This is a genomic window from Streptantibioticus rubrisoli (genome assembly GCF_024436055.1).
In the GTDB taxonomy this organism is placed as follows: domain Bacteria; phylum Actinomycetota; class Actinomycetes; order Streptomycetales; family Streptomycetaceae; genus Streptantibioticus_A; species Streptantibioticus_A rubrisoli.
Map to the genome: position 1 here is coordinate 267,106 of NZ_JANFNH010000001.1, position 22,884 is coordinate 289,989.

20 protein-coding genes are annotated in these 22,884 nt (G+C 70.2%); 7 read left to right on the forward strand and 13 right to left on the reverse strand.

The window, feature by feature from the left end:
* On the reverse strand, positions 1-1,680 hold the full coding sequence (locus tag NON19_RS01350; protein ID WP_255924643.1) for a CocE/NonD family hydrolase: 1,680 nt from the start codon (positions 1,678-1,680) through the stop codon (positions 1-3).
* Between the two features lie 373 nt (positions 1,681-2,053).
* Between NON19_RS01350 and NON19_RS01355 the strand changes: the two genes are divergently transcribed.
* From NON19_RS01355 to NON19_RS01375, 5 genes are all read left to right on the forward strand, one after another.
* Positions 2,054-4,663, forward strand: coding sequence for a SpoIIE family protein phosphatase (locus NON19_RS01355; RefSeq protein WP_255924644.1), 2,610 nt, complete (start codon positions 2,054-2,056; stop codon positions 4,661-4,663).
* Positions 4,664-4,852: 189 nt separating this feature from the next.
* Positions 4,853-5,521 (forward strand): hypothetical protein, encoded by a 669-nt coding sequence (locus NON19_RS01360; protein ID WP_255924645.1) that lies wholly within the window; start codon positions 4,853-4,855, stop codon positions 5,519-5,521.
* 50 nt (positions 5,522-5,571) lie between these two features.
* Positions 5,572-6,237, forward strand: a complete 666-nt coding sequence (locus NON19_RS01365) for a class F sortase (protein WP_255924646.1) — start codon at positions 5,572-5,574, stop codon at positions 6,235-6,237.
* 160 nt (positions 6,238-6,397) lie between these two features.
* Positions 6,398-6,931 carry a sigma-70 family RNA polymerase sigma factor gene (locus NON19_RS01370; protein ID WP_255924647.1) on the forward strand — a complete coding sequence of 178 codons (534 nt, stop codon included), beginning with the start codon at positions 6,398-6,400 and terminating at the stop codon, positions 6,929-6,931.
* On the forward strand, positions 6,928-7,602 hold the full coding sequence (locus tag NON19_RS01375; RefSeq protein WP_255924648.1) for an anti-sigma factor family protein: 675 nt from the start codon (positions 6,928-6,930) through the stop codon (positions 7,600-7,602). Before NON19_RS01370 ends, NON19_RS01375 begins: the two co-directional genes overlap by 4 nt.
* A 5-nt stretch (positions 7,603-7,607) precedes the next feature.
* Here the strand turns inward: NON19_RS01375 and NON19_RS01380 are convergent, their stop codons facing one another.
* Positions 7,608-8,162, reverse strand: coding sequence for a sigma-70 family RNA polymerase sigma factor (locus NON19_RS01380; protein WP_255924649.1), 555 nt, complete (start codon positions 8,160-8,162; stop codon positions 7,608-7,610).
* A gap of 784 nt (positions 8,163-8,946) precedes the next feature.
* On the opposite strand from NON19_RS01380, the gene NON19_RS01385 reads away from it, so the two are divergent.
* Together NON19_RS01385 and NON19_RS01390 are read left to right on the forward strand one after the other, a co-directional pair.
* The gene (locus NON19_RS01385; protein WP_255924650.1) at positions 8,947-9,321 is read left to right on the forward strand and encodes a DUF485 domain-containing protein; all 375 of its coding nucleotides are present in this window, start codon (positions 8,947-8,949) and stop codon (positions 9,319-9,321) included.
* Positions 9,318-10,907, forward strand: a complete 1,590-nt coding sequence (locus NON19_RS01390; protein ID WP_255924651.1) for a sodium/solute symporter — start codon at positions 9,318-9,320, stop codon at positions 10,905-10,907. The genes NON19_RS01385 and NON19_RS01390 overlap by 4 nt, the downstream gene beginning before the upstream one ends.
* Here the strand turns inward: NON19_RS01390 and NON19_RS01395 are convergent.
* The 11 genes from NON19_RS01395 to NON19_RS01445 form a co-directional block, all read right to left on the reverse strand.
* Positions 10,897-12,558 carry an AMP-binding protein gene (locus tag NON19_RS01395; protein ID WP_255924652.1) on the reverse strand — a complete coding sequence of 554 codons (1,662 nt, stop codon included), beginning with the start codon at positions 12,556-12,558 and terminating at the stop codon, positions 10,897-10,899. The genes NON19_RS01390 and NON19_RS01395 overlap by 11 nt on opposite strands.
* Before the next feature lie 13 nt (positions 12,559-12,571).
* Positions 12,572-13,192: a methyltransferase family protein gene (locus NON19_RS01400; RefSeq protein WP_255924653.1), complete on the reverse strand. Its 621-nt coding sequence runs from the start codon at positions 13,190-13,192 to the stop codon at positions 12,572-12,574.
* A 52-nt stretch (positions 13,193-13,244) separates the two neighbouring features.
* On the reverse strand, positions 13,245-15,539 hold the full coding sequence (locus NON19_RS01405) for an MMPL family transporter (RefSeq protein WP_255924654.1): 2,295 nt from the start codon (positions 15,537-15,539) through the stop codon (positions 13,245-13,247).
* Between the two features lie 52 nt (positions 15,540-15,591).
* Positions 15,592-16,467, reverse strand: coding sequence for a 4'-phosphopantetheinyl transferase superfamily protein (locus NON19_RS01410; RefSeq protein WP_255924655.1), 876 nt, complete (start codon positions 16,465-16,467; stop codon positions 15,592-15,594).
* A complete protein-coding gene (locus tag NON19_RS01415; protein WP_255924656.1) occupies positions 16,464-17,051 on the reverse strand; it encodes a ferritin-like domain-containing protein in 588 nt (195 codons plus the stop codon). The genes NON19_RS01410 and NON19_RS01415 overlap by 4 nt, the downstream gene beginning before the upstream one ends.
* Positions 17,048-18,151, reverse strand: coding sequence for an SDR family oxidoreductase (locus NON19_RS01420; RefSeq protein WP_255924657.1), 1,104 nt, complete (start codon positions 18,149-18,151; stop codon positions 17,048-17,050). Before NON19_RS01420 ends, NON19_RS01415 begins: the two co-directional genes overlap by 4 nt.
* A complete protein-coding gene (locus tag NON19_RS01425; protein WP_255924658.1) occupies positions 18,148-19,083 on the reverse strand; it encodes an aminoacyl--tRNA ligase-related protein in 936 nt (311 codons plus the stop codon). The genes NON19_RS01420 and NON19_RS01425 overlap by 4 nt, the downstream gene beginning before the upstream one ends.
* Positions 19,080-19,340, reverse strand: a complete 261-nt coding sequence (locus NON19_RS01430) for a hypothetical protein (protein WP_255924659.1) — start codon at positions 19,338-19,340, stop codon at positions 19,080-19,082. Before NON19_RS01430 ends, NON19_RS01425 begins: the two co-directional genes overlap by 4 nt.
* Positions 19,330-20,250, reverse strand: a complete 921-nt coding sequence (locus NON19_RS01435) for a diiron oxygenase (protein ID WP_255924660.1) — start codon at positions 20,248-20,250, stop codon at positions 19,330-19,332. Before NON19_RS01435 ends, NON19_RS01430 begins: the two co-directional genes overlap by 11 nt.
* 51 nt (positions 20,251-20,301) lie before the next feature.
* Positions 20,302-21,282 carry a 3-oxoacyl-[acyl-carrier-protein] synthase III C-terminal domain-containing protein gene (locus NON19_RS01440; protein WP_255924661.1) on the reverse strand — a complete coding sequence of 327 codons (981 nt, stop codon included), beginning with the start codon at positions 21,280-21,282 and terminating at the stop codon, positions 20,302-20,304.
* A 266-nt stretch (positions 21,283-21,548) separates the two neighbouring features.
* The gene (locus tag NON19_RS01445; RefSeq protein ID WP_255924662.1) at positions 21,549-22,865 is read right to left on the reverse strand and encodes a PucR family transcriptional regulator; all 1,317 of its coding nucleotides are present in this window, start codon (positions 22,863-22,865) and stop codon (positions 21,549-21,551) included.
* Positions 22,866-22,884 lie beyond the last annotated feature (19 nt).

The following is a 22,884-nucleotide window of genomic DNA, read 5'->3' on the forward strand; positions in this document are numbered from 1 at the left end:
TCAGCGCAGCGGCACGGTCAGCTGGGACGGGTCGTTCGCCGGGGAGGAGAAGGACAACCGGCTGCCCAGCGGGGTGTCGCTGCCGTACATCGGGTCCTCGGTGTCCAGCACCAGCGCCAGCCGGTGCCCCGCGGGCAGGTCGTAGGCGGTGGCGAACAGCGAGAGGTCCAGCGGTACGGCCTGTCCCGCGGGAGCCGACCAGCTCTGCGGGGCGTGGGTGATCAACCTGCCGGCGCCCAGGGCGTTCACGTCGTAGAGGTAGGCGAACACGGTGCCCTTCGGCGCCGACGAGGTCACCGTGGTGTGGAACCCGACCACCCCGCGGATGCGCTGGACGCCGGAGTACGGCGCGGACTGCCAGACCGCGGCGAGGCCGCGGGGCAGCAGCGGCACCTCCACGGTCGGCGGGATGCCGAGGAACTGGTCGAGCCCGCCGGACAGTTCGGTGATCCCGGAGTCGGCGCCGGAGTCCACGCCGCCCGTGATGGCCGTGCGCCATCCGGTGTCGGCCGTGCCGCCCAGCGTGCCGGTGCCGAGCAGGTCGGCCCGGCCCAGTCGCAGCCGCTCGCTGCGGGTGCTGATCGACCGCCAGTCGGGGTAGGCCTCCTGCCCGGCGTCCTCCCTGACCTGGAGCTGGACCTGGTGGTCGCCGCCGTGGCCGCCGAGGTTCTTCAGGTGCTGGTCGAACCATGCCCGTCCGTCGTCCCAGGCGGGGTTGTCCAGGCCCAGCATGCCGCCCACCTCCTGGGTGGCGTGGTCGCCGGGACGCAGCTCCAGCCGCTTGGGGCCGGTCAGCCGCTGGTAGAAGTCGGCGATCTGGCTGGGGTTGAAGATGCTGTCGGTCCAGGCGTTGGCGATGAACACCGCGGTGTGGTGGGCGTTGATGCGGTCCACATAGCTGCCCGGAGACCTGGTTCTGGCCCACTTGACCAGTTCCGGGATGTGCTGGTCGCCGAACATGTCGCTGATCGCCTGGTGGGTCTCGGGACTCTGGCGGCCGGTGGGGATCTGTACGGCGGTCAGGATGCCGACCGCTCCGACGTGCCGGGTCTGTCCGCTGTAGAGCGCGTTGACCAGGTCGCCCCAGGCGCTCATCGCGGCCACCGCCTTGACCCGCGGGTCGAAGGCGGCGCCCATCAGCGACATCCCGGCGCCCAGCGACAGGCCCGTCATACCGACGCGGTCCGGGTCGGCGGGGGTGTGGGTGAGCGTCCAGTCGATGACCGAGGAGATGTCGGAGACGTCCTTGGGGCCCGCGACGTCCACCTGGCCGCCGGAGAGCCAGAAGCCGCGCACGGTGTAGGTGACCACCACATAGCCGTCGGCGGCCAGCTTGCGGCTCTGCAGCAGGAACTCCAGGTCGTTCTGCCCCCAGGAGGCAGGCTCCACGACCACCGGGTAGCGTCCCCGCGCGTCGGCGCCGGGCGTACCGGGGGCGGGGGTGAGCACGTCGGCCTTGAGGACGACGCCGTCCTTCATGGGGATGTCGACCAGTCGGAAGGAGCCGGTGGAACTCGCCGGGGCGGTCCGCTGCCCGGCCGGTGGGGCGGCGGACGCGGGGGTGGCGGCGAAGGTTCCGGTGAGGGCAAGTGCGGCGGCGGCCAGGGTACTTGTCATCCAGCGCCGGGCGCGGCGCTGGTCGCGGTTGCGGCGTTCACGGGTGGGGCCGGATCGCGTCATGGGTGTCCCATCAGGCTCAGACCGTGGTGCCCCTGCGGCACGCGTACGGTTCGGGTGCAGGGAGCCTAGGGGGACGCCAGTGGTGGCGGGGAGTGCGTGATCAGCCAAATCTACTGGCCGGTAACAGCGCTGGGCCTCTCGGTCGTCGGCCGCCACCCCCTAGTGGCGCTCAGCGCTCGCCTCCACGGAGTGGGCAGTGTAGACAGGGGCTATGGCCCGAGGTGTGGGCCGACCCCGGGCCGTGTCGGCCCGTCCGTTCCGCGGTCGGCGCCCCTGGAGTCGGCGTGAGCGCGTGAATACGGACGTTGACCGGCAAGGCCGGACCGGACAACAGGCACCGCGGTCGACGCGGCGCCATGTCATGTTGCGTCCGATGCGCCGGGTCTCCGGCCAGGTGTTCGTGCTCCAGGTGCTCATCGTCATCCTTCTGGTACTGGCCGCCGGAGCGGAGCTGATCCTCCAGGCGCAGCGCGACAGCCAGCGCGAGGCCAGCAACCGCTCGGTGGCTGTCGCCCAGACCTTCGCGCACTCGCCGGGCATCATCCCGGCCCTGCAGTCACCGAACCCGACGGCGGTCCTGCAACCGCTCACCGAGGCCGCCCGCGTCTCGTCCGGGGTCGACTTCATCGTGGTGATGAACACCGACGGCGTCCGCTACACCCACCCCATCCCCAACCGGATCGGCAAGAAGTTCGTCGGCACCATCGGCCCGGCGCTGCACGGGCAGGTCGTCACCGAGACCATCAAGGGCACCATCGGACCCCTGGAGCAGGCCGTCGTACCGGTCACCGACCGCAGCGGCAAGGTGGTGGGCCTGGTGTCGGCGGGCATCACCATCAGCAAGGTGAGCCGGGCGGTCAACCGCCAGCTGCCCATCCTGTTCGGCGCCGCCGCGGTGGCGCTGGCGCTGGCCATGGGCGGCACGGCGGCGGTCAGCAGACGGCTGCGCCGCCAGACGCACGGCCTGGAACCGATCGAGATGACGCGGATGTACGAGCACCACGACGCCGTGCTGCACGCGGTGCGCGAAGGAGTGCTCATCGTGGACGGCGACGGTCGGCTGCTGCTGGCCAACGACGAGGCGGCCCGGCTGCTGGAGCTGCCCCCGAACGCCGAGGGCCGGCACGTGGGCGAGCTGGGCATCGCCCCCCACATGGCGGAACTGCTGGCCTCCGGCCGGGTCGCCACCGACGAGATGCTGCAGTCGGGGGACCGCCTGCTGGCGGTCAACAACCGGCCCACCGACCGCAACGGCGGCCCGCCGGGCAGCGTCGCCACCCTGCGCGACTCCACCGAGCTGCGGCTGCTGTCCGGCCGCGCCGAAGCGGCCCGAAAGCGCCTCAAGCTCCTCTACGACGCCGGTGTGGGCATCGGCACCACCCTCGACATCCAGCGCACCGCCCAGGAACTGGCGCAGGTGGCGGTGCCCCGGTTCGCCGACTTCGTCACCGTGGACCTGGCCGAGCCGGTGCTGCGCGGTGAGGAGCCGCCGATCGAGGAGGGCACCCAGATGGTGCGGGTGGCGCTCGGCGGGGTGCGCAAGAACCATCCCTTCTACTCGCTGGGCAAGACGATCGAGTTCGTCCGCTCCACCCCGCAGGCCCGCGGCTTCGACCGGGGGTCCTCGGTGATCGAACCGGATCTGCGGCTCGCCTCCGGGTGGAAGACACAGGACCCGGCGCGCGCCAAGCGGGTGCTGGACTACGGGATCCACTCGCTGATCACGGTGCCGCTGAACGCCCGCGGTGTGGTGCTGGGGGTGGCCAGTTTCTGGCGCTCCCGGGACCCGAACCCGTTCGACGAGGACGATGTGTCGCTCGCCGAGGAACTGGTCATCCGGGCGGCGGTGTCCATCGACAACGCCCGCCGCTACACCCGCGAGCACAAGATGGCGGTGACGCTGCAGCACAGTCTGCTGCCGCGCGGCGTGCCCGAGCAGAGCGCCGTCGACGTGGCGTACCGCTACCTGCCCGCGCAGGAGGGGGTGGGCGGTGACTGGTTCGACGTCATCCCGCTGCCGGGCAGCCGGGTGGCGCTGGTGGTCGGAGACGTGGTCGGCCACGGCCTGCACGCCTCGGCGACGATGGGACGGCTGCGCACGGCGGTGCACAACTTCACTTCGCTGGACCTGTCGCCCGACGAACTCCTCGGCCACCTGGACGAGTTGGTCACCCGCATAGACCGGGAGGAGACCAGCCGGGGCGGCGAGGGCGCCATCACCGGGGCCACCTGTCTGTACGCGATCTACGACCCGGTCTCCGGGGACTGCACGATGTCCCGCGCGGGCCACGTGCTGCCCGCGCTGGTACGCCCCGACGGCACCGTGAGCTTCGCCGACCTGCCCGCCGGTCCGCCACTGGGCCTGGGCGGGCTGCCGTTCCAGAACGCGCGACTGCGGCTGGAGCCGGGCAGCCAGTTGGTGATGTACACCGACGGCCTGGTGGATGAGCGCGACCGGGACATCGACGTCGGTCTCGATATGCTGACCACCGCCCTGTCCCATGTCGACCGGCCCGCCGAGGAGACCTGCGACGCGGTGCTCAACGCCCTGCTGCCCGCCCGGCAGAGCGACGACATCGTGCTCCTGGTGGCCCGCCCGCAGTTCCTGGGCGCCGACCAGATCGCCGAGTGGGACGTGCCGTTCGACCCGGCGGCGGTGGCCGGGGTACGCGCCCAGGTCACCGAGCAGCTGACCAGCTGGGGACTGGTGGAGGCGGTGTTCACCACGGAGTTGGTGCTCAGCGAGCTGATCACCAACGCCATCCGCTACGCCTCCAGCCCGATCCGGGTGCGGCTGATCCGCGACCGCACACTGGTCTGCGAGGTCTCCGACGGCAGCAGCACCTCGCCGCACCTGCGTTACGCGGCCACCATGGACGAGGGCGGTCGCGGGCTGTTCCTCGTCGCCCAGCTCGCCGACCGCTGGGGCACCCGCTACACCAGTGGGGGCAAGGTCATCTGGGCCGAACTGCCGCTGGCCTAGGGCCGTGCGGGCTCGCCCGCGGCGCTGCCGGGTCAAGCAGACGGAAAGAAATCCGGTCGTCCGCTCGGTAATTGAACCGGAACCGCCCGCCCTACGTGTTGTTACCGTCAACCGCAGCCTCGGCAAGATCGGTAATCCGACGGGGAGTTCGTCCGGGGCGGCGAAAGCAGCGTGGAGGAGAGTAACCCCGTGCGCATTTCACACCTGGCGGTCCTGACAACGGCCTCGGCGGCCCTGGCGGTCGGTGCCGCTCCCGCCTTCGCGGGTGTTGGAACAGGACAGATCACCGCCACGCCGACAACCGTCAGCGTCGGCCAGACGGTGCATGTCATCGGTACCTGCCCGAATAACGGCAGTGGATTGAAGTGGGTGGGTTCATCCGCGTTCTCCCCGAAGATGAGCGACCCCTACACCGCCATGACCGGATCCGGCGGTTCCGCGACCATGACGTCCACCAATCCCATGAACTGGTCGGGCTGGGCGAAGATATCCCAGCACGCCAAACCCGGAACCACCGCCATCGTCGCGCTGTGCGGAAACGTCCGGATCACGACACGGATCGTGGTCGTGGTGCGCACCGGCGGCATGAAGCCGATGCCCAAGCCGACGATGACCATGCCGCACCCCACCATGTCGGCCTCGCAACCCGCCTCCGGGACCATGCCGATGCCCACCTCCTCGTCCTCGATGTCCAGCACATCCGGACAGGTCGCCACCATGCCCAGCGGCGCACCCAACACCGGTGCGGCCTCCTCCGGTCTGCCGGGCTATGCCACCGCGGGTGTGGTCGGCGGTCTGCTGTTCGGCGCGGGCGGCGCCGGCCTGCTGCTTCGCCGCCGGGCCAGGGCTGGCCGTTGACCCGGCACTCCGCGAGGGCCAGCGCGTCGCAGGGCCGCCGTGGGGGCCGGTTGGCCACCACGGTGGCCGCGGTGCTGGCGCTGGCCGGTGCGGTCGGTCTCGGGTTCGGCTACGAGGAATGGCGCGCGTCATCGCGGCCGCCCGCGGAGCTGGCCGCCCCGGGCAGCACCGCCCCCGGCGGCACCGCTCCGACCAGCTCCGCTCCCGGCTCCTCGGCCAAGCCGTCCGGCGGGCTGACCCTGGCCAGATCGGTCCCGGTGCGTTTGGACATTCCCGCGATCGGTGTGCACACATCACTGATGCAATTGGGACTCAATTCGGACCGAACCGTTCAAGTTCCGCCCATCGAGAGTAACTCGCCGGCCGGTTGGTATCAGTTCTCGCCCACCCCCGGACAACTCGGCCCTTCCGTCATACTCGGCCACGTGACCCTTGGTAATTTCGGCCCCGGCGTCTTCTTCCGGCTCGCCGCACTGCACACCGGTGACAAGGTGTCAGTGTCCCGTGCGGACGGCAGTGTCGCCGTTTTCTCGGTGGACCAGACCGCCGAATACCCCAAGGAGAAGTTCCCCAGCCAAGCGGTGTACGGAAACATCGACCACGCCGGACTCCGGCTCATTACCTGCGGCGGTCCGAAGAACCCCACGACGCATGCCTATCCGGACAATGTCGTGGTCTTCGCGTCACTGGTATCGGCCACTTCGGCAAAGGCCTGACCGGAATTCCGTGGCAGGCGGGGAGATAGGAGTGAACAAGTGTCCATGCGTGCAGCGGATGGCTACGCCCGCATAACCGAACCGGTAACCAGCGGCGGCGGCGGTGCCCCGGCCGCCGTGCCCCCAGCGACCGAGCCCCGCGGATGACGCGGGGGGACGGATGGGTTCTCGGACCGCGGACGACGAGACCTTGCGAACGCTGTACGACACGTACGCCGGTTCGCTGCTCAGGTACGTACTCCGGCTGACCAGTGGCGACCGCCAGCGCGCGGAGGACGTGGTGCAGGAGACCATGCTCCGGGCCTGGCGCAGCGCCGGTGCGCTGGACCCGGAGCGCGGGTCGACCCGGGGCTGGCTGTTCACCGTGGCGCGCAACCTGGTCATCGACCAGGAACGGATGCGCCGGGCCCGCCCCACCGAGGTGGGCGACGAGTCGCTGGTGCTGCAACCCTCGTCAACTCCTGGCCCGGACGAGGCGTTCGCCCGCACTCTGCTGTCCTGGCAGCTCGCCGACGCGCTGTCCGGACTCAGCCCGGACCACCGTGCCGTGCTGCTGGAGCTGTACTACCGGGAGCGCTCGGTCGCGGAGGCGGCCGAGGCGCTCGGCATCGCACCGGGCACGGTCAAGTCACGGGCCTACTACGCGGTGCGCGCGTTGCGCGTCGAATGTGAGGAGCGAGGGTTGAGCCGATGACGTTCTCCGGAACACATGAGGAGTGCGAGCCGGTTCGGCTCTCGCTCGGCGCCTATGTGCTGGGCGCGCTGACCACGGGCGAGTCGTTCGATGTGCGCCAGCACCTGGCGGCCTGCCCCGACTGCCGCCAGGAGCACGACGAGTTGGCCGGGGTGCCCGCGTTGCTGTCGCTGGTGTCCCAGGCCGAGGCCGAGGCGGTGTGTGCCGCCTCGGCCCCGGCCGCCACCGGTTGCATCCCGGTCGGGCGGCTGCGGCGGCACGGGCGGCGCCGCCGCAGCCGCCGTGGCAGGATGGCCGTCGCCATGGCGGGGGCGGCGGTGCTGGCCGGAATCGGCACCACCTGGGCGATGAGCACGGGCGGTCACAGCGCACCGCCCGTCCATGTCGCGTCGGCCACCGACAGCACCACCGGGGTGGGCGCATCGGTGTCGGTCCAACCGGTTGCCTGGGGCAGCCGGTTGACCCTCGCCCTGCACAACGCGCCACCGGGCTCAAGCTGTTCACTGGTCGCTGTCGGGCGGCACGGCGAACGCCAGGTCACGGCGAGCTGGACCGCGAAGTACCGCGGCAACCTCACCATCCCCGGCGCCACCGCGATGCAGCCGGGCGACATCAGCCGCTTCGACGTGGAGACCGTCGACGGCCACCGGCTCGTCTCCGTACCCGAGTAACCCCGTCATCCGGGCACGCCCACGCCCTGTTCCTCCAGGGTCCGTCTGAGCGCGCGCAGCCCGTAGTAGATCCGGGACTTCACGGTGCCGTTGGGGATGCCCAGCACCGCCGCGGCCTGCTGGACGGTGCGCCCCGCGAGGTAGGACTCCACTATGGCCTCGCGGTGCGCCGGGGTCAGGGTGGCCAGCGCCTTCGTGAGGGTCATGGCGGACAGCGCGCGGTCGAACTCGTCTGGTCCGGCGAGCAGTTCGAGCGCGGTGTCGCCCATCTCCTGCGGCCGCGCTTTGCGGCTGCGGTAGTCGTCGATGACGATGCGCCGGGCGACCGTCGCCAGCCACGGGCGCGCGCTGCGGGTGGGGTCGGCGAGTTGGGCGGCGTGCCGCCAGGCGCGCAGCAGGGTTTCCTGGACGACGTCCTCGGCCCAGTACCGGTCACCGCCGGTCAGCGTCATCACGTAGCTGAGCAGCGCGGCGGCGTGCTGGCGGTAGAGCCTTCTGACCAACTCCGAATCCGCTTCGGCCGTTTGCGAACGTTTAGACCGTCTGCGTTGGATTAGCATCGGTCAGCCTCACCCGCCCATCTCGGCGCATCGCCGCCGGTCAACCCGGGTTGCCGTATTTATCAGGACGTTATGTGGGTGCGGTTGATTTCGGGTGCGTGGCGGCGCGCTGGTCCCGGTGAATTCGGGGACGCCTTCGTTGAAGTGGAAACGGAGTAAGGCGGCGGAGTCGGCGGCCGCCGGATGCGATCCGTACGCCGAAGCCGCGGCGGTACCGCGACGCTGGTGGGGGGACATGGCAACACGCTCCTCGACGTGACGGTCAGGGTCAGTGCGGCTGCCGCGACGTGCCGTGGGGGGCGGCCCGGCGCCTGCGTGGCGTGCGCAATGCGTGCATGGAAGACGGCCTGGTGGGGCATCCTCAGCTTGGCGATCACAGGGGTGCTGGGATCGGAATTGGAAAACCTTGACGGGTACCGTGAAGGTCAACTGTCCGCCGCTTCGGGGGAGTTACCCCGGAGTACCGCGAAGGTTAACCACAAGCCCCAGTACATATCAATGGGGTGACGGTCGGTCTGGCCTGCCGATTCGCTGTCAGGGGTTACCCGGCGTCCTGGAGAAATTCGGGATGATGCCGCACGATTCTCCCCGCCGTTCGTGGCAAAGTCCGTGCCAAACGGCAAAGAGACGGTCAACGGAATGTGTCCGTTGAACCTCCACCGACTCCCGGCCGTACTGAACGGTCACACAGCACCGCCCCGTGGCACCGCCTCCCCCGGGCCGGGGCCGGTGCTGTGTGTACCGGGGAGCCGAACGGGACCGGATCCAACGGAAGGGTCGAGTGATGACCAGTTTGGACGTACTGCTGTCACTGCGCCCGCATGGCCGGGGACGGCACCGCGCGGTCGAGCGCGGAGCCCTGGCTGAGTATCTCAACCGCCTGCGGGCGCGGCGCAGTTGGCCGCGCCGGATCTACTACGAGCTGCGCCGGGCACCCAGCATGGCGACGCTGGTCGGCTTTCTGCTGTACGTCCTGCTCTCCTCGTTCCTCGGAGGCGTGATGAGCCTGCCGGTGCCCGGACTGGGCAACGTCGGTGTGCTGCTGGGCCTTTCGCAGTTCATCGTGTTCTTCGCCTTCGCCGCCCACGGTCTGCGCACCGACTGCCGTGGTGATCCCTGGTCCGGTGAACTCGGCGAGCCCGTGGAGCCGTACCGGTGACCGCCTCGAACTCGGCGCAGACCGCGGCCCTGATCATGTTCTCCGTGCTGGCCACGCTCGCCATGCTGCTGTGCATCCTGACCGGCTCCGAGCCCGACGACCTGGCCGACTTCTACACCGGCTACCGCACCCTGACCCCGCTGCGCAACGGCCTGGCGGTCGCGGGCGACTACGTTTCCGCGGCCACCGTGCTGAGCACCTCGGGAGTCATCGCGCTCAGCGGCTACGACGGGGTGGTCCTGGTGCTGAGCACCGTGCTGTCCCTGCTGTTGCTGATGCGGCTGCTCGCCGAACCGCTGCGCACCGCGGGCCGGTTCACCATGGGCGACGTACTGGCCCGGCGGATGCCCGGGCGCGCGGTGCGCGGTGCCGCCTGCGCGGTCACCCTGGCCGCCTCGCTGCCGTTCCTGCTGGTGCAACTTTCGGTCGCGGGCTCGCTGTTGACGTTCATCCTGGGCATCTCGGTGGACGGCGCGAAAGCGGCCTGCATATGCGTCGTGGGCGCGCTGATGATCGGCTACGCGGCGATGGGCGGGATGAAGGGCACCGCCCTGGTGCAGATCATCAAGATGGTGATGCTGTTCGGCGCCAGCCTGGCCGTCACCTTGCTGGTGCTCAGCCGCTTCCACTGGAACCCCGCCGAGCTGCTGTCCGCCGCCCGGCAGGGCAGCGGTGCGGGGGAGGCGTATCTGCGCCAGGGGTTGGAGTTCGGCAGCGGTGCCCGGGGCAGGCTCGACTTCTTCAGCGTCCAGATCAGCGTGGTGCTCGGCGCGGCCTGCCTGCCGCACGTGACGATGCGGATGAACGGCGGCACGAGTTCCTCCGCGCTGCGCCGGTCGATGTCCTGGGCGGTCGGGTCGACCGTGGTCATCGCGATGTTCGTCACCGTGATGGGCACCGCGGCGGCCGCGTTGGTCGGCCACCAGATGATCACCGCCAACGATCCGCAGGGCGGCACCTCGCTGCTGCTGCTGTCCAGTGCGCTGGGCATGGACTACCCCTCGATCGGTGAGGCGGTGCTGTTCGCCGCCATCGGTGGCGCGATCTTCATGACGCTGCTGGCCTCGGTGGCCGGACTGACCCTGGCCGCCGCCACCTCGGTGGCCCATGACCTGTACGCCGGTGTGCTTCGCCGTGAACGGGCCACCGAACGCGACGAGTTGACGGTGGCCCGCTGGACGATCCTGGGCATCGGCCTGGTGGCGATCGTGCTCGCCGCGCTGGTACGCGACTGGAACCTGCAGGTGCTCATCGCCACCGCGTTCTGCGTCGGCGCCTCGGCGGTGGCTCCGGCGCTGGTCTACAGCCTGTTCTGGAGCGGTTACACCCGTACCGGACTGCTGTGCACACTGGTCGGGGGCACGGTGTGTGTGCTGGCGTTGATGACGTTCTCGCGCGCCGTGTCCGGTGGGCCCGACGCGCTCTTTCCGCACCAGGACTTCCACTGGTTCCCGCTGCGGACCACCGGGATCGTCTCGGTGCCGGTCGGGTTCCTCAGCGGCTGGCTCGGCAGCCGCTTCGGCAGCCGCGTCGGATGGCGTTCCGTGGTGGGCGCGTTGCGGGCGGCGGTGGCCTCTAGTGGATGACGGTCACCGACTTCAGCCTGCCCTCCTGGAGGAGTTGCCACATGTGCCGCCGCCGCAGTTTGCCGCTGGTGGTCCGCTTGAGCAGACCGCGCCGCCCGGCGACCACGGTCAGCGAGGGCTCGGGCCCCAGCTCGCCGCGGAGCAGCTCGGTCACCGCCTCCGTCCACGGCCCGGGCGCCGACTCCACGAAGACGGCCAACCCGGTCCGGCCGCGGTCGTTGACCGCCACCACGGCGATCCGGTCCTTGTCCAGCCCGGCCGCCGCGGCCACCTTGGCGTCCAGGTCGTCCATGTACACACTGCGGCCGCGCAGCTTGAGGCTGTCTCCCATCCGGCCCAGCACGAACAGCTCCCCGCCGTAGCGGAACCCGGCGTCCCCGGTGAGCAGTTCACCGTCAACGAACCGGGTGGAGCCGCCCTCCCGGCCGCCGTGGTAGCCCTCGGTCACCGAGGTACCGGTGACGGCGACCTCGCCGAGGTGGCCGTCCGGCAGCGGCCGCCCCTCGTCGTCCAGGATCCGCACCTCCACCCCGTCCGCCTCGTGCGGGGCGCCGTGCCCGACCAGCCAGCCGGAGCCCGGCTCGATGGGCCGGTCGCCCAGCTTGCCCGCCTCCTCGATCCGTACCGGCTCGCCGAGCCGCATCGAGGACCAGTCGGGGCGCACCACCACGATCGGCCCCTCTGCACCGGTGACCGCCAGGGTGTTCTCGGCCAGCCCGTACGACGGCAGATAGGTGTCGCGGGAGAAGCCCACCGGTTCGGCGAACCGGGCGAACGCGTCCAGCGCCGCCGGATCGACCACCTCGGCGCCGACCACCACACTGCGCCAGCCGGACAGGTCCAACTCGGCCAGCCGCTGCGGCTTCACCCGCCGGGCGGCGTAGGCGAAGGCGAACGACGGCGCGGCCGAGTGCGCGGCCCGGCCCGGGACGAAGCAGGCTAGCCAGCGCGCCGGGTCGCGGATGAACTGCTCGGGCCGCATCAGCCACAGCTCGCTCTGCGAGGCGAACGGGAACAGGCAGCAGCCGATCAGCCCCATGTCGTGGTGGAGCGGCAGCCAGGAGGCGAAGCCGTCCCCGTCCCGCCAGTCGATCATGCGGCTCTGCAACGCGTAGTTGGCGGCCAGGTTGTCCCACGACACCCGCACCCCGCGCGGCTGCCCGGTGGAGCCGGAGGTGAACTGCAGTAGTGCGATCCCGCTGCGGTGGTGGTCCTCGACGGGGATCTCGGTGGCGCCCTCCCGCGGGATCCACGGTTCGTCCGAGCGGCCCGCCCGGGCCATCGCCTCGGCCGCCAGCGGACGGTAGGCCTCGGCGGTGACCACCAGGGCGGGCTGGGCCTGCTCCAGGATCCCGGCGACGTACTCGGTGTACTCGCTGTCGGACTGGAACGACGGCGGCAGCAGCGGGGAGATGGTGGCGCCCGCCGCCCAGCTGCCGAACAGCGCGGCCAGGCAGTCCGGGCCACTGGGCATCAGCAGGCAGACCACATCGCCCGGGCGCACCCCCGCCGCCACCATCTCGGTGGCCATCCGGCGGGCGGAGGCGGCGAGTTCCCGGTACGGTACGAACTCCCACTCGCCGCCGTCGCAGGCGAAGCGCACACCGCGCCGCGGGTGCGGGTCGGTGAGCCAGGAAATCAGACGTGACACGTCGGCGACCGTCCTATCCCTCGGCGACCTGGGCGGCTTCCACCGGCCGCGCGGGCCCGGCGGTGTCCTCGATCCTGCCCAGGCGGGGCAGGAACCGGCCGGTCTGGTTGATGTACCGCCGGTACTCGGCGCCGAACTCCGAGGCGCTCAGCCGCCGTTCCTCCCGCGCCGCCGTGGTGTTCAGCGACACCAGCCCGTACACCGCGAGCAGCACCGTGCCCCAGTGCGGGTAGACCAACAGCCCGGCGAGGAAGGCGAGCAGGAACGAGGAGTAGAACGGGTGCCGGATCCGGCGGTAGGCGCCGTAGGTCACGATGTGCTGCGGCGCGTCGTTGTCCTGGTGCCACAGCGCCAGCGGAATGCGGTGGGTGCCCAGCGTCATGAAGATCAGCGCGATGGACGCCACGCTCAACACCACGGAGGCCAGGGTCAGTACGGTTCGCGGGGTGCCCGAGAAGAACGGCTGCCAGCCGATCGCGAGCCCCGCCGCGATGTACAGCGGGCACAGGAAGAACGGCAGCGCGGTCAGCCACCACTTGAGGTTGAAGCTGCCGTCCGAGCGGAAGAAGAGTCGCGGCAGGGCGCCGATGAACACGAAGTTCAGCAGGAGCAGCAGGAGTGCGGAGTCGTCCACGTGAGGGTGGCATCCTTTCTGGCTTTTGCGACTGCGGTGGTTGTGGCGGGTGTTACGACCGGAGGACGGACTCCTCGGACTCCCGCGTCCCTTCGACGGGTGCGGGCCGCCGCGGGAGGCCGGGCAGCCACCAGTTCCAGCGGCCCATCAGCTGCATGGCGGCGGGCACCACGACCAGCCGGATGACGGTGGCGTCCAGTGCGATGGCGACGGCCAGACCGAAGCCGAGCTGCTGGATCGGCATGATGCCGGTGAAGGCGAAGGCACCGAACACCGCGACCATCAGCAGCGCGGCACCGGAGATCAGCGGCGCGGTGCGGGCCATGCCGGTGGCGACGCTGCTGGTGTTGTCCGCCCCGCCGTCGTACTCCTCACGGATGCGGTGCAGCAGGAACACCTCGTAGTCGGTGCTCAGGCTGAACAGGATCGCCAGCAGCAGGATGGGCACGAAGTTCTGCAGGTAGCCGAACTGCTGGAAGCCGAACAGCGCGGCGCCGGAGGAGTGCTGGAAGACCAGCACCAAGGCGCCGTACGTCGCCCCGAGGGAGAGCAGGTTGATCAGGATCGCCTTGATCGGCAGCAGTACGGACCTGAAGGTGATCAGCAGCAGGACGTAGATGACCACCAGCATGACCGCCACCACCGACGGCAGTCCGTCCGAGATCGCGGAGTTGGCGTCGATGCCCTCCGCGGTCTCACCGCCCACCACCGCGTGCAGGCCGGGCGCGCCGAGCCGGTCCACGGTGGACCGCATGGCCGCGACCAGGTCACGGGAGGGGCCGCTGGAGGCGTAGTCGTCCGCGATGACCTCCAGCACGATGGTGCGCCGGTCGCGGGAGACGAAGTGGTCGACGGTGGCGCGGGCATCGCTCGGCAGCCGGTCGAACACCGCGGGGTCGAGCGCCGCGAACGGCCGTGCCGGGCTGACCGCGCGGAGCGCGTCCACCGGTGAGTTGACGCCGGTGACGTGCGGGAGCCTGCCCAACTCGTCCCGCAGCGCCAGGATCCGGCCGCCGTCCCGTGCGGTGTTCAGCGGGGTGTCCGAGGTGATGACCACCTCGTTGGGCGAGGCGCTGCCCGGCCCGAACTGCTCGCGCATCGCGTCGTACCCCTGCCGCACCGGCGAGGACTGCGGCACGATGCGCGCGTCCGGGGTGAAGGTGCGCAACCCCAGCGACGGCGAGGCCAGCGCCAGCATGCCGACGACCGCCACCACCAGGAAGAGCACCGGCCGCCGCATGATCTGCCGCGCCACGTTCCGCCAGCGCCGCCCCTGCTCCTCGGGGCCGCGCCGCTGCATGGGCAGTCGGCCCCACAGGATCCGGTCGCCCAACAGCAGCAGCACCAGTGGCAGTACGAGCACCGCGGCCAGCACCGCGAAGGCCACCACGACCAGGATGCCCAGCGCGATCGACTGGATGACGTTGAGGTCCACCAGGAACAGGCTGGACATCGCCAGGATGACGATCAGCCCGGAGAACGTGACGGTCCGGCCGCTGGTGCGCAGCGTGGCGGCGAGCGCGGCGGTGCGGTCCCGGCCGCGGGAGAGTTCGTCGGTGTAGCGGGAGATGACGAACAGCGAGTAGTCGACGCTCACCCCCAGGCCGATCATGGTGGCGGCGTTCTCCACGAAGATCGACAGCTCGAAGTGCTGGGCGAGCACCGACATCAGCCCGAGGGTGAAGACGATCGCCGTCGCGGACACCACGAAGGAGACCATCGCCGAGGCGATGCCCCGGTACAGCAACAGCAGGATCACCAACAGCAGCGGGAACGTGATGAGTTCCGCGGTCTGCAGGCCCTTCTGGCTGAGCGTGTTGATCTCGCCCCACAGCGTTCCCGCGCTGACCAGTGAGACCCGCAGTCCCTGTGGGGCGAAGCGGTGGTCGATGTCGGTCTGGATGCCGGGCAGCACCCGGCGGGCCGTGCCGTCGTCCAGCTTCAGCCCGACCAGGGTGATGGCGGTGTGCCGGTCCTTGCCGACGAACTTGCCCCGGGCCGCGGGGGACAGGTCGAGCCAGCCGTAACTGCCCACCGCCGCCAGCCGCTTGTCCCCGATCACCTCCCGCATGGCCTGGCCCACCCGCTGGTCGAACGCCGGGGTGCCCGCGGTGTCGCGCTCGTCGCGCACCACCAGGGTCAGGTCGCTGGCGCCGCGGTCGGTGAAGCCGGACCGCGTGGCCGTGATCGCCCTCTGCGAGCCGGACCCGGGCACGTACCAGCCGCCACCGCTGAGCCGGTCGGCGACGGGCAGCGCGGCCACCCCGGCCGCGACCAGCGCCACCAGCCATACGGCCAGCAGCGGCCAGCGGAATCGTGCCATCGCGCGGATCAGACGTTCCGACATACCTAGCTCCGGTGAGAGGGGGGCCGAGGGGTGGGGGAGTACGCGGTGCGGATCAGACCTTGGCACCCACCAGCCCGGCGAGTTCGCCGAGGGTGGTGATCTCCCGCAGCTCGTCCTGGGTGAAGATGGTGTCGAACTCCTCCTGGAGGTCAACGGCCATCTCGACCAGCAGGAAACTGTCGGCGGCGAGCTCGCGCAGGGTGGTCTGCGGGGTCAGCTTCTCCACCGGTATGGACAGCGTGGTGCTGATGCGGTCGGCGACCTCATCGAAGGTGACGGCGGTCGGCACTGGCGTCTGCCTTTCTGGTGCGATGGGTTGTGCGGTACGGGTCTCGCCGTGGAACGCCGCGGCGATGGACAGATGGGCTCCGCGCAGCCGGGCGCTGGCGTAGCCGAAGAGCGGCTCGCCGTGCTGGCGGGCCCGGGCGCGACCCCGGCGCGCGGAGGCGTCCAGGGTGCTGTAGTCGAGCAGTACGGTGTGCCGGTTGTCCGGATCGGCCTTGAACAGCGCCTCCTTGACCGTCCACAGCCGCAACTGCTCGGTGGGTCTGGCGCGTTCGGGCAGCGAGGCCAGCCAGGACCGCTCGTGCTCGTCGAGGAAGAACCGCGCGGTGTCCACCTGGACCGGCCGGTCGGCCTCCAGGTCGACCCCGATACCGGCCAGCCGTGGCACGGGACGCACCGCGCCCGCCGCCACCGCCGCCCCCTCGATGTGTGTCAGCGACAACCGGCGGTGTGGAAAGGCGTATCCGGTGGTGTCCCGGGGCAGTCCCAGCACACCGAGCAGCACCCGCAGGGCGTGCCGGGAGACCAGCCACTCCCGCCGGGCGCGCTGCGGCAGTTCGGCGAGGCGGTCCCGCTCCCGCCCGGTGAGGCTGTGCGTGGCCAGCGGCTGCCGCGTCCACACGGCGAGCACGGTCGCGGTCATGCCGGGCCGGGAACGCTCAGGTCGACGGCGCCGTCACCGAGGAAGGCGATGCGCTCGCCGTACTCCGCGAGGGTCTTGGCATAGACCTCCTCGTCGGCCGCGGTGAAGCGGGCGAGGGTGTCGTCGACGAGCTGCTGACCGTACTTCTTGGCCATCTCCTGGAGCGCGTCGCGTACGTACTTCACGTGCCAGCGCTCGTCCTCCATGATCGTCTCAATGGTCTGCCGGACCCGCGGATGGGTCTCGGGCGCCCGCAGGTGCCGGTGGTACTGGCCGATCACCCGCTTCTCAAAGACCTGCGTGATCGCCATGACCTCCATGAGGTTGGCGGGCAGGCCCACCGCCTCCAGGTACTGGTCCTGGTACGCGCCGGAGAGCTTCTCGGCGTTGTAGCCGAGGTCCTCGATGCAACGCGTCCAGTACTTGGCGTGGTTGGCCTCGTCGGCGAAGTGGTGGGTGACGTCGGCCTGCAGCGGTCCACCGCGCAGGGTGCGGGCCACCCGGCCGAAGAACAGCGCGCCGTTGATCTCGGAGGAGCGGTAGAAGCTGAGCAGCCACAGGTCGTTCTCGGAAAGCGTGGTCACGGTGTCTCCTGGGTCCGGCGGCCCCACTTGGTTTCGATGAGCCGTATGCAGGTGGTCTCCGCCAGCGCGATCGGGTCGGGGGCCGCGTAGCCGGGCCAGGCGGCCCGCAGTGCGTCGTTGCGGAAGGTCTTCGGCAGGTACAACTGGTGCGCGAACGGCGAGACGGACGACAGCGACTGGTTGATCGGTCCGCCGCGCAGCAGGTCGGCCGCGGACAGCAGGTCCTCGAAGCTGTCCTGGTCGCAGGGGAGCGGTCGCATCAAACCCCGCCGCTGGAAGCCCGGATCGCGCTCGAAGACCGTGAAGGAGATGTCGATGAGCTCCTCCAGGGTCGCGGTGTCGGCCGGGTCCGGGCAGATGTGGTAGATGCCCGAGGCGATCGCGGGATCGAGCAGCCTGGTGACCGCCGAGGTGGTGAACGCCGCCGTGGCCAGGCTCAGCGGTGTCGTACCGTCACCGGGCAGCAGCGACAGCAGACCGTAGTAGAACAGCTTCAAGGTGTTGTGGAAGGCGTTGTACTGGGTGACCTGGCCGCTGTCGTCATCGGCGATGAGCGTCGGCAGCCGCAGCACGGAGACCGGCAGGTCCCCGGCGGCGTCCAGCACCTCCTCCTCGGCGGCCCACTTGGACCACTCGTAGTGGTTGACGAACCCCACGTCGTCGAACCGCTCCTCCAGGACGTCGCCGTGCCGACGGCCCGCCGCGTACAGCGTGGACAGCATCGCCAGCCGCTGGAGGTTCTCGCAGCGCGTCGCGAACGCCCGCAGCCGTGCGGTGCCGTTCACGTTGACCCGCCGCGCCAGGTCCCGCTCGACGTTGAAGCGGGTGACGGCGGCGGCGTGCACGATCCGGGTCACCGCCCGCGGGTCGACGTCGGCCAGCGCGTCGTCCCGGGACAGGTCGGCGGCGACGACGCGGGTCCTGTCCCGCGCCTGCGGGCCGAGCAACTGGTCCAACCGCTGCTGTTTGGCGGCGAGTTCGGCGCCGTCGGCGGCGCGTACCGCGAGGACGAGGTCGTCGTCGCCGTCGGTCAGTAGCGCGGCGGCGAGCCTGCGGCCCAGATAGCCGTCCGCGCCGGTGATGACGGTGGTTCCCCTCATACCCTGCCTCCCCCCAGGCCGGAGCGCACCTTCGCCGCGGCGTCCGCCAACCCCGGCCAGCCGGCCGGGTTGGTGCCGTGGCGGTCGGTGATGGCGAACAGCCAGCGTTCGATGCCGAAGGCGACACAGCCGCTGTGCGCCGGTTCATCGCCCCGGGTCAGATCGAAGTTGACACCGAAGTGGTCGTGGTGGCGGTTGATCGAGGCGATGGCCAGGTCACCGCCGTAGGTGGCCTCGTGCTTGACCGGTTGGACGCGCTGCATCAGGTACTTGGGATTGGCCTGCGGCCGGAAGAACGGGTCGGTCGCGGTCAGCCACTCCAGCGGCAGGTCGACGAGGTCGAAGAACTCGTCCAGCGCCGCACGGGCGTGCCCGAGGAAGTCGGCCACCTCGCCACCGCTGCCCAGGCAGACCACCTCGCGCATAGTGAAGCTGCTCAACCGGCGCAGCGGCACGTAGTACCGCTCGTGCCGGAAGCAGGTGTTGCGGGTGGTCAGGTACCGGGGCGCGTCGAACGTCTCGCCCAGGTGGTCGTTGAACAGGTGATAGCAGGCCGCCGGGGTCAACACCTGGGCGATGGGCGCCAGTTCGGTCACCGCGACATCACCGCCTTGGTGCAGCACCGGGCCGTCCAGGAACGCGTCGAGGTTGGATTCCTCGGGAGCCAGCCGGGCGGCGAAGGTCGCCTGGTGCGGGAACGAGCGCAGATAGCCGACCCGTTGCAGCCGCCGCGCGGGCAGCGAGGCGGGGTGCCGTTCCTCCTCCGCCTGCCAGATCCCGGCCAGCGTGGTGAAGGCCCGGTCGCACTCCTCGGCGAGCCGCAACAGCGGGCCGCGCAGCGCCGCCTGGCCGGACGGCTGCCAGGACAGGCCGATCCGGGCGAGTTCCGCCGCCCGTACCGGATCGACGGCGGGCGCCTCGACGGCCGTCATGGCGTCGCTCCCGCCTTGCAGAACCGCAGCACCATCGAGTCGATGTCGCGGAAGTCCGCCGGGTTGAGGTCCTCGACGTCGATCGGTGTACCGCTCAGCCTCTCCAGCAGCAGCAGTAGTTCGGGCAGGTGGACCGACCGCAGGTACCGCTCCTCGAACAGCGGGGTCTGGTCGGTGATCGCCGCGCCCTCCCTATCGGCGGCCTTGGCCAGTACGAAGGACCGCAGGTCCTCACGGATCTTCTGCTCAGAACGCATCGGCGGGCTCCTTGTCGAGAATGCCTGTCGAGGTGAGGAAACCGACGACCTTCTTCGACACCTCGCGGCGGTGCTCCCGCTGCGCCGGTGCGGACCATGCTCGTTCGGCGGTCTCCCACGGATCTTCGAGTCCGGCGTCCGCGTAGACGTCCGGGTTGTAGTACTCGCGCCACGCCATGGTGAGGTAACCGCGCAGGTAGTCGCGCAGCTCCTGGACGGTCTGCTCGCCCCAGGAGGGGGCGCACGCCTCCCACAGCGCGGTCACCAGACGGCGGCCGAAGATCAGATGGCGGGATTCCTCGAAGTGGTGGTTGTGGTTGATGAAACGGGCCACCGGATGCAGCCGGGAGTCCCTGGACTGCACCCAGTTGTAGTTGTCCACGATCTCTTCGAAGACCATGGTCTTGGCGAAGAAGAGGAAGTCCTCGATGTCGCGCGACCGGGAGTCGTGCGACTCCTCGAAGGAGAACTGGCGGCTGCGGTACACCCGCGAGTAGCGGGTGCAGAAGGCGCCGAAGTAGATGCTGTGCTTGTTCTCCTCGTCCAGGAAGTGGTGCAGGTACTCCGAGACGTCCAACAGGTCCTTGCGGTACAGCCGTTCGGCCAGGCCCTGCATCAGTGACTTCTCGCCGTGGATGTTGAGGCTGTAGAAGTTGGCGGCCTCGTGGAAGGCCAGTCGGCAACGGGACGCCTCGTCCAGCCTCTCCCAGTCCTGCGTGCCGTACAGGCTCAGGTACTCGGGGCTGCTGAACCACTCCTCCTCCGGGCGCACCTGCTGCGGCCACGCCGCCAACTCGGTGTACGGGTTCTGGTACGAGCGCTGCGACAGGTGGCTGAGCCTGCTGACGGTGGGGCCGAGCGAGGAGAGTGCCTCGGCCAGCCGGGCTTTGGGCACGGGCGATGTACTCAAGCGGTCCTCATCCGATGGTGGATTGCGTGGCGTGTGTCCTGCGGGCCGGGGTCAGTCCCGGGCGGCGGCCACCGCTTCGGTGGCTTCGAGGATCAGGCACTGCCAGTTCAGCCCGAAGCCCGCCATGATCAGGGCGATGCGCTGACCCGGGCGCACCCGCCCGGTGGCGAGCAGCTCCGCGAGGTTGACCACGTTGTCCGCGGAGATGACATGACCGACGTCCGGCATCGAGGAGAAGAACACCTTCTCGAAGCCGACTCCCAGCAGCCGGGCCAGGATCTGCCACGCCTTGTCGTTGGTGTTCTGGGTGACCACCCAGTCGAGGTCGGCGGCGGCCAGTCCGGCGCGCTCCAGGGTCTCCCGCACCAGCCGGTGGGTGTACGCGAAGTAGCTGCCCACCGTCTCGTCGTCGCCCGCCTGCCCCAGGCCGCCGTTGGTGATCTGATGGGCGGTCACCAGCCGGAAGGCGGCTTGCTGACGGCTCACCACACAGGCGGCGGCGCCGTCCGAGATCAGGTTGTACGCCTGCTCGTACTTGGCCCCCTCGGGGAACCGGTCGGCCGTCACGCACAGCACCCGGTTCCAGTCCGCCTCCACCTGCAGCAGCGCGTGCGCCAGCCGCACGGAGCCCAACATGGCCGTGCAGGCCTGCTGGTTGAGGCCGATCACAACCGCCTTGTGCAGTCCGAAGTCGGCCTGCAGCCGACTCGCGGGGAAGTCCATCAGGTACTTGACGTCCTTGGTGCGCTCCCACTGCGCCGGATCCCCGGCGTTGCCGTTCAGCGGCAGGCAGGTGGCGTACACGATCGCGTCGACGTCACCGAGCCGGCCGGATTCCGCGAGCTGCCCGGTGACCTCCTTCGCCAGGTCGTAGGCGCTGGTGGTGGGTTCGCACACGTGGTGCCAGCGAAAGCCCGCGGACTCCAGGTCCCGCGCGGACGAGATGAGCCTGCCCGCGGCCGCCGTCTCATTGACATGGATCTTGCGTTCGCCGAGCGAGTAGACGAACGAGTCGACGAAAACATCCGTCACTGACAACTCCCAGCCCCCGTAACGAACCATGTGCGCGCCGAGGTCGTAACCTCCCGCTCCGTCGCGGGCGGACCGTCGGCCTGGTGAGGGGCGAGGCGCTGGCCGGGAAGCCGTCGCTTCCCTGAAGGGTGTCGAATCCCTTGCGCCTTCGCGTCCCCTGCTCCATGCTTCCGTCCGGCTACCGTCCGCGTCGATGGCCGCCTGCTGCGGATTACCGTGGCCGCACTGTGCACCGAGCACAACAGCCCCGTGGGTTTACATGGCGATTACACGTTCTCTGTGGCGGTCTGCGGCGGCGAGGTGAGCGGCAGGGTGTGGACCGCCACCAGCGCCATCTGGCAGGCCAGTTGGTGGCGGTCGTCGTCCAGTGAGTTGCCGGTGAGCGACTCCACCCGGCGCAGCCGGTTGAGCACCGTGTTGCGATGGCAGTGCAGCCGCTGCGCGGCCCTGGCGGCCGAGCAACCGCAGCGGAACCACGCCTCCAGCGTCGCCAGCAGTACGTCCCGCTCCTCGGGCTCGCAGTCCAGCAGTCGGCCGAGGGCCCGCTGGGCCAGCCGTTGGGCGACGTTCGGGCTGGTCACCACGAAGGCTTCGAGCAGCCGGTCGTCGAAGGCCGCCACGCCCGTGGTCCCGTAGCGCAGTGTCTGCAGCGCGGTCTCCGCGAAGTGGTAGGCGGTGGCTATGTCGGCGAGGCTGTCCACCTCTCCGGAGACCCCCATCCGCTGGCCGGGAACGGTGGAGAGCCATTCGACCAGCCGCGGCAGCGGGGTGCGGCCCAGTTCCACCACACCGATCTCCCGGTCCGAGCGCAGCCGCCACACCGTCTGCACCGAGCGCGCGGGCAGCGCGGCGCACAGCGTCCGCGACGAGCCACCCGCGTCCGCGTCCACCGCGACCACCGCGAACCGCCCGCGGGTCGGCAGCCCCAGCGTGACCCGCGCCTCGGCGGCCACGGCGGGCTCCACGCCGCGCCCCTCGACCAGCGCGTCGAACAGCGCGTCCCTGCGCGCCGCGTCCTCGCGGCGCGCGGTCAACTCGGCCGAGCGGTATCCCTCGGCCAGCGCCAGCGAGTAGCTGTCCAGCACGTCCCACACCGGCGCGCTCTCGTCGAGCAGTCGTTGCAGCACCTCCGGCGACCTGGCGCGGGCCTCGTCGAACAGCTTCTCCCACAGCAGTTGGGTGGCCAGCCGGTGCACCCGCAGCATCGACTCCAGGGCCACGCCCTCCTGGGCGCGGTGGTGGCCCCAGGCCATGGGCACCGCGAGCGGGTCGTCACCGGGGAAGGGCTTCTGGGCGAGGAACCGCAGGAAGCCCAGTACGTGCTCGCGCAGTGAGCGGCGTATGTCGCAGGCTGGCAGTTGCTGGATGTGCTCGATGTTCCGGCCGGAGGCCAACTCGATGAGTTCTTCGACGAGTTGGGGTGTCTTTCGGACCAGTGACTCGGCGAGCGCGGGCACCACCGAGTCATGACCGCTTAAGGGGCGCGGATTGGGCAGGTGGATGACGTCGGACGGGCCCTCGGTGCCCTTGGCGGTGCCTGAGGTTATCGCCCGTACCGAGGCGATGTGCGCGGGTACCGACATCTTGCAGCTCCCTTTGACG

Bases quoted from the DNA above. Each gene is read 5' to 3' on its own strand.
- NON19_RS01350 (WP_255924643.1), bottom strand. From the start codon at position 1,680: ATGACGCGATCCGGCCCCACCCGTGAACGCCGCAACCGCGACCAGCGC.
- NON19_RS01355 (WP_255924644.1), top strand. From the start codon at position 2,054: ATGCGCCGGGTCTCCGGCCAGGTGTTCGTGCTCCAGGTGCTCATCGTC.
- NON19_RS01370 (WP_255924647.1), top strand. From the start codon at position 6,398: ATGGGTTCTCGGACCGCGGACGACGAGACCTTGCGAACGCTGTACGAC.
- NON19_RS01375 (WP_255924648.1), top strand. From the start codon at position 6,928: ATGACGTTCTCCGGAACACATGAGGAGTGCGAGCCGGTTCGGCTCTCG.
- NON19_RS01380 (WP_255924649.1), bottom strand. From the start codon at position 8,162: ATGCTAATCCAACGCAGACGGTCTAAACGTTCGCAAACGGCCGAAGCG.
- NON19_RS01385 (WP_255924650.1), top strand. From the start codon at position 8,947: ATGACCAGTTTGGACGTACTGCTGTCACTGCGCCCGCATGGCCGGGGA.
- NON19_RS01405 (WP_255924654.1), bottom strand. From the start codon at position 15,539: ATGTCGGAACGTCTGATCCGCGCGATGGCACGATTCCGCTGGCCGCTG.
- NON19_RS01410 (WP_255924655.1), bottom strand. From the start codon at position 16,467: ATGACCGCGACCGTGCTCGCCGTGTGGACGCGGCAGCCGCTGGCCACG.
- NON19_RS01420 (WP_255924657.1), bottom strand. From the start codon at position 18,151: ATGAGGGGAACCACCGTCATCACCGGCGCGGACGGCTATCTGGGCCGC.
- NON19_RS01425 (WP_255924658.1), bottom strand. From the start codon at position 19,083: ATGACGGCCGTCGAGGCGCCCGCCGTCGATCCGGTACGGGCGGCGGAA.
- NON19_RS01430 (WP_255924659.1), bottom strand. From the start codon at position 19,340: ATGCGTTCTGAGCAGAAGATCCGTGAGGACCTGCGGTCCTTCGTACTG.
- NON19_RS01445 (WP_255924662.1), bottom strand. From the start codon at position 22,865: ATGTCGGTACCCGCGCACATCGCCTCGGTACGGGCGATAACCTCAGGC.